The following is a 6,558-nucleotide window of genomic DNA, read 5'->3' on the forward strand; positions in this document are numbered from 1 at the left end:
TTCCGCTGGCAGGAGGCCACTCGGAGGCCACGGCGCACGCTTGCCGAGTCAGCCAATTCCCATTATCACTAACACGATGGGCCGTCAATGCCGAGCGTCCGGACCACCAGTTGCATGACCTCCAGACCAAGATCCCTAATTAGTTACGCACAGTAGCGAATTCCGGCGCCCACACTGCCTCCGCAAGCGAACACGGCGCCAGCCGAGCCTTTAAACGGCGTCTGCGGCCTATCCGACACGTCCAGGTGCGGGCTCTCACCGCGCGCGGCAGGTCAGAGCCCCAATTCGGCGTTGGTGATCGCATGGTGGTCGCAGACGATCACCCGGGCGTGGCGCCTGTAGCCTCCGTGAGCCGATCAAGGAGCCGCAGTCGCAGGAGGCAGAAGAAGTGCGCAGGTCAGGACGACCAGGCCGGGTCTACCGCCGGTGCGGGTGCCGTGATGCCACCCGGCGCCAGCTCGGCGCCTCATGCCCGCGCCTGGCCGAGGAGGAGCACGGCACGTGGACTTTCGCCGTCGACATCCCCTCGCTCAACGGCCGCAGGCGCACCGTGCGCCGCGGCGGCTTCGAGGACGAGTGGTACGCCGAGACGGCGCTGCGGCGCTTCCTCGAAGGCCGGCAGCTGGGCTTCGACGCTGACCCGCACGAGACGGTGGCCGCCTACCTCACCAAGTGGCTCAAGAGCATGGAGTTCCTGCTCAAGCCCACCACCTACGCCCGCTACCGCACCTACGTGCTCTGCGAGCTCATCCCCGTCTTCGGCGCGATACGCCTCGAGGAACTCGCCCACGACCACATCGCCGCCTACACCCACCAGCAACTCGAAGCCGGCCGTGGACGCCAAGCCGTCTACCACTGCCTTGCCACGCTCTCCAGCGCCCTGGGCGCCGCCGTGCGCGCCCACCGCCTCCCCTACAACGCCGCCCAGCCCCTGCCCATGCGCAGGCCCCGCGCCGACGAACGCGTCCCCTGGAGCGCGGAACAGGCCGTCGAGTTCCTCACCCACTGCCGAGGCGTCGCCCCCGCCTTCGCCGACCTCTTCGAGGTCATCATCGGCACCGGCCTGCGCAAGGGAGAGGCGCTCGGCCTCCAACGCCCGTGTGTCCGGATCGAGGACCGCGTCATGTACATCCGCCACACCCTCTCCGCGATCGACAACCACGAACTCGTCCTGACCCCGCCGAAGACCAAGAAGAGCCGCAACTGGGTACCCCTGTCCGACCGCGTCGCCACCGCCCTCCAACGCGCCATGGCCCGGAGCACCCCCACCATCAACGGCCATGTCTTCCAAGGCCCCGACGGCAAGCCCCTCCACCCGGCCGCCGTCCGCAAGCGCTTCCACGAGCTATGCGAACAAGCCGGACTGCCCCACGTCACCATCCACGACCTGCGACACCTCGCCGCCACCCTCGCCCTGGAAGGCAACGTCTCCATGGCCGTCATCTCCAAGACCCTGCGGCACTCCACACTGTCGACCACCGCGAACATCTACAGCCACCTGACCTGGGACACCGCCATGGCCGCGGTGCACACCATCGAAGCCAGGCTCCGCCTCGTCGAGGCACGCGCCCGCTGTGGCGCCGACGCTCTCGCCCCCAGCAGCCCCTTGCCGAACCCGCTGTTCAGCCACGCGGCCTGACGGCCGCACGGCTTCAGCTGCCTCAGCCCACCGAGCCGCTCGGACCGCGGCAAGGGCCGCCAAAGTAGCCGGCACTGCCGGTTCGGACATGACGCTAACTCAGACCCGCTGCGCCATCAGGACAACTGACGCCGTGGGTTCCACGGGCATGCCCATTTTCCGAGAAACCGTGCGCGTTTCGGCGCTGGAGAGGCGTCCGATCAGCCATCGACTGCGCCCGACCATTCGACCGAACGAACAAAAGCCGCATTGTGGTTGTGCTGGAGCGCCGCAGGCTGCGGGATGCGCCCACCGAGGTGACGTGAACGAGCGTTCACGACCACATTGCGACCACCACAGCAGAAAGGCCGCCCCCACCATCCGGTGAAAACGGCCTACGACCTGCGAAAACGCCGGTCGGGACGACAGGATTTGAACCTGCGACCCCTTGACCCCCAGCGCGCAGGTCAGGGCCAATCTCGTCCGCCCCACATGGCACCTGATGTCGTCTCATGACACCCAATCCGTGACAGGCGCGTGAGAGGCCGCGCACAAGCTGGAGCTTGAGAGTGATTTGCCTCACATCCCGAACGGCGCGTTCCGCTCCCTCTGGAATCCCCTCAGCGCGGGTGCGACTACTTGCTGACTTCATAGGCTCACCTGACCATGCCGTATACGAGGCTGACCAACTGCCCTGTACCGACGCGAGCGATGGCCATAGATCCAGCCTCCTGTAAATACCCTGGCGAGTACGGGCTGAGCCGTCCTTTCTTGCCTTCTACGGGACCCGAATTTCTCGCCGCAGGGTTATCCCGCCGCCATCCCCCATTTTCCACCGGCGCCCGTCCGCGCAAGCGGCCGCAAAATGCGTGGTGTTTTCAGAAGAATCGAAGCGCAGGATCCATAGGAGCTATACCGCAACTGCAATCGCCGTCTACCAGGCGCACCCGGCGCGGCGCCACCGAGGCGCCTGACACCGAAGCACCGCCACAGCGCCCAGCAGGTCACTCGGGAAAGAGCAGGAATCGGTCGAGATCGCCGAGGCGAGCCGATTCCCCGGTCTCGATCATTCGCACGATCTCCTCCGGAAGATGTTGCAGACCGAGGGTGAGCAGGGAAGGCGGCGGGCAGGTCGGTTCGGTTAGTCCGGTGTCACGGAGCAGGGTGCTGGGGAGGAGCGTGGCCCGGATCTCCGCGGCAGCCTCTGCGGTCAGCACAGGGAAGATTCGTGCAGGGGTGCCGAGTCGGTGCCAGCCGAGGTGGTCGAACAGGGCCGGGTCCAGCTTCAGGGAGAGGTCCGCGGTCAGGCCGACGTGTACGGCGAACAGCGGCCACCGGGTGTCCGGCACCGATACCAGCACCGTGGCGTCCTGGCAGGCGGCCTGGAGGTGCGCCCAGGCCTGCGGGGTGCGGTTCTCCACGTCTCGCCGGGCAGCCTTGACGTTCTGGCTGTCCCCGGAGTTGACCAGCCGTCCCATGATGACCGGCTTCAGGAGCAGCCAGGCAAGCCGGTCGGGCAGCAGTGCCGTGTCCAGGTCTCCGGTCGGCGTTGCGACGATGGTCGTCCGGGCGCTGTAGTCGACCGGACGGTCGAAGAGCCGCTGCCGGAAGCCGCCGCTGCGGCCGGGGAGGATCATGGCCAGGTTGACGAGCGGTGCCCTGCCCTCGCGCGGGTCGAGAAGGGCGTCTACCGCCTGCTGCAGTGCGGCGCGTTCCTGGTGAATGACCTTCGGCGTGGCGCCGAGGCCGGTCAGCCGGCGCAGCCGGGAGTTGCACTTGACGATCTCCACGTAGCGGTCGTTGAGCGTGTTGCTGTGCGTGCGGCCGTTGAAGGCGACCATCGGACGCAGGTCAGCCGGCAGTACTGGAAGGCGGCGCAGCAGCGCGCCCCGGGCCGGCTTCCGACCCAGCCGGGCGGCGAGGAACCGCACCGCTCCTGCACCCGTGAGCAACTGGTCCACGTCAAGGCGCGGGTCGGCCGCGGCAGGCAGGGGAACGAACTGGTCGAGGCCGCTGTCCCGGAGGACGTAACACCGTCCGTGGACGATGCCCGCCAGCATCCCCTGGTCGAGGCCGAGGGTGCGGCTGAGGCTGTCGCGGTACCAGGGGTGCACCATCGGGGCAGCGAGTTCGATGTGGCCCATGCGCCGGCGACGGACCCGACTGACCGTCACCTCCACCCCGCAGCGTTGGCAGATCTCGCCCTCGTGACGCGTGGTGCGTAGCCTCCCACAGCCGCACTCATGGTCGCGGATCGGACCGAAGATGCGCTGGCAGGCCAGACCGCCGGGTAGCGGCAGCCAGGTATGCGGATCCAGGATGTCTGGCCGCTGTACCTCACCGGACGAGGCGGCGAGGACCTCGTCGTCGTCAAGCGGCTGGAACGACAGCTGATCACCGTTCCGGACGGGCTCGACGCAGGCGCTGCGCAGCAGTCGGTCCCAACCGCGGACCGCCTCGGACGGTGAGGACTCCAGCGGCGACCGGTTCCCGGACGGCGTCATCGGAATCTCCCGCAGCGAGTCCTTGCCCCGGGCCAGGAGCCTGTAAAGGTGGAGGCGCCCGTCGATGCAGTCGGCACGCAGCGCGTAGATCTCGAAGGCGGCCTGCGGCGCGCCGTGCCCGAGCAGCCATGCGAGATCCGCAAGCCGGACCGGCTGTCCCGAGTCGTGCTCGCTGGTCTGCACGGGCAGTTGCTTGACCGTGGAGTACGCGCCCGTCGACCGGGCCCGGACGACAGATCGGGTACGGTCGTCGGGATGCAGCCGGACTTCGACGATCCTCGTCGAATCGTCGTTCGCCCATTGATGCTCGGGGCCGACAAGGATGTCCGCTCCGCTGCCGTCGTGGGTTCCGCACACCACCGCGTGGGACTCGCCCGGCCCGTGCAGGAGGTCGCCGGTCTCCAGGGGATCGGGCGTCGCCAGGCTGATGCTGATTCGGGCCCCTTCCCCGCGAGGCAGCTCCTCGCTTCGGATCACGCGGGCTGGATGTTCGGCGATCCCGTAGTCCTCGTCCCAGGCGATGCCGATGTGTACGCTCAGCACTCGCGCGGGCTGCCGGCCGATCCAGCGCAACGACGCGTCCTGGCGCTCGGGAGGCTTCTCGCCGAAGATCGCTCGGAGCAGCCGCTCCTCCTGGGTCAGATCCCTTTCGCGGACAGGCGGCGCGCTGATGCCGACGAGCAGATCGCCCGGTTCAACCATCTCGCCGGGCAGCACAATGCCGTCCGAGGCAAGCGCCTTGCACCGGGCGGGCGGCACCCTGGGCGGCTCAGCGGTGAGCTCGTCGGGCCCGAGCTGAGTGATCCGCAGCGACACGCTGACGTTGTCCAGGCCCGGGCTGGTCAGTGTCCCGGGCGCGGACAGGGCCCGCGAGACCAGGGCCGCGTCGCCCCGCAGATCCGGGGATACGGCCACCACGCAGGGCCGGGACATGTCGGCGCCGCGCACCAGGCCGGCATCCTCGTGCTGTTCGGCGGCCAGACCGTAGCCCAATTTGCGGGCGAACCGCCCGCTGAAGTCGACGGATCGCGGACGCCGCCCGGGGAGGCGGATTCCAGCCAGCGCGGCAACGACCGGCTCCAACGAGTATCCGGCCGGATGGCCGCGGCCGGTGAAGGTACGCCGGAAGGCAGCTTCCAGGATCCGCATGACGTCGGTCTGCTGGTCGTACCGGGGATGGTCGGCGAGGGAGACCAGTTGCCCGGTCGGCCGCTCCTGTCCGTGCTGGTCCCGCGCGCCATCGATCCACAGCATGTCCGGCAGGTCGAAGACCAGTTCGTCGTCCCGCTCGGCCAGCCCCAGCATCAACGGCAGTTGCATCAACTCGAGACTGCTCGAAGTCGCCGGCTGCCACGGCCGCTGGATCCGCAGGTCCAGAACGAGCGGGAGCCGGCAAGCGGAGGGATGCACGCCGCCCTGCCGGATCTGCGACCAGAGACTCAGCGTCACCCGCGTACCGCACTGGTCGCACGTGACATACTCCGCTGTTGTCCCGCATCGGTGGCAGCGGCGCCGGCCCGGGGAGAGCCGGCCATTGCCCGACTCCGCACCGCAGCCGCAGGCGAAGTCGTACCGGGCGGCGTGCCCCTCCCGCGCACCGCACGAGCAGGCCCAGGTGCCCAGTTGGTATTCGGTGAGATCCACCTGTACTGGCGGCTCGGTGTCCTCCCCGACCGGGGTCAGCCGCATCGGGAACAGGCGGCGCAAGGCCCGGTCCAGGCCGATCTCCCGCCGCTCGGCAGCCGGGACATCCAACTGGAGGAAGTCGGCGAAGGCCTGGCAGTGGCGGCGATGCAGACGCGCGTACTCGTCGTCGCGCTCCGCCGACCGCTGCTGGAACAGCAACCGGGTGTAACGAAGCAGGTCGGGACGGTCCCGGCTGAAGTACTCCGACCCGAGGTTGAGGTCCTCCCGCAGCGCCAGCGGGCCGAACCGGGCCAGGCGCAGCTCGCGGAACTCCTCGTCGGTCAGGATGCCGTCCACCTCGTCGGCGAGGTCCTCCTCCACGGCGTAGCGCACCACGGCAGAGATCGCGTAGTCGCTGCGGTGCGAACGCCATTGGAGAGCGTCCGCCACCAGCAAGGCGCGGAAGGTGCCCTGCTCGATCCCGTCGGCGATGAGCTCGCGAAGTGACGGCACGTTACCCCTTCCTTAGGAAGTACTCCTTGAACCGGTTGTGGCAGAAGGTGAACTCTTGCTCGCCGGTTCGCAACAGGAACCGCTGCACATCACGTAGCACCCGGTCGACCTTCCAGCCGACCTGGTCGTAGACCTTGCCGCGCAGGTCGGAGCGGTGCGGCGGGCCGTCCGCCTGGTCGGGCCGCCCGCCGAGGCGGCGGACCTGGCGGAGCAGGTCGGAGCGGTGCAGGGGGCCGTCGGCAGCCAGGATCAGACCGAGCACGGCGGCGTGAAGATGCACGTCGTCCTGCCGATCGC

General features: G+C 68.7%; 3 protein-coding genes. 1 reads left to right on the forward strand and 2 read right to left on the reverse strand.

Annotated features, from left to right (window positions below; genetic code table 11):
• The first annotated feature begins 388 nt into the window (after window positions 1-388).
• Window positions 389-1,639: a tyrosine-type recombinase/integrase gene (locus tag UK12_RS24780; protein ID WP_052682134.1), complete on the forward strand. Its 1,251-nt coding sequence runs from the start codon at window positions 389-391 to the stop codon at window positions 1,637-1,639.
• A gap of 983 nt (window positions 1,640-2,622) precedes the next feature.
• Here the strand turns inward: UK12_RS24780 and UK12_RS24785 are convergent.
• Window positions 2,623-6,261 (reverse strand): hypothetical protein, encoded by a 3,639-nt coding sequence (locus tag UK12_RS24785; protein WP_045305344.1) that lies wholly within the window; start codon window positions 6,259-6,261, stop codon window positions 2,623-2,625.
• Between the two features lies 1 nt (window position 6,262).
• The coding region (locus UK12_RS24790) for a hypothetical protein (RefSeq protein WP_231591371.1) at window positions 6,263-6,558 on the reverse strand (296 nt) is incomplete at its 5' end.

The sequence above is a fragment of the Saccharothrix sp. ST-888 genome, assembly GCF_000955975.1.
Classification (GTDB): Bacteria; Actinomycetota; Actinomycetes; order Streptomycetales; family Streptomycetaceae; genus Kitasatospora.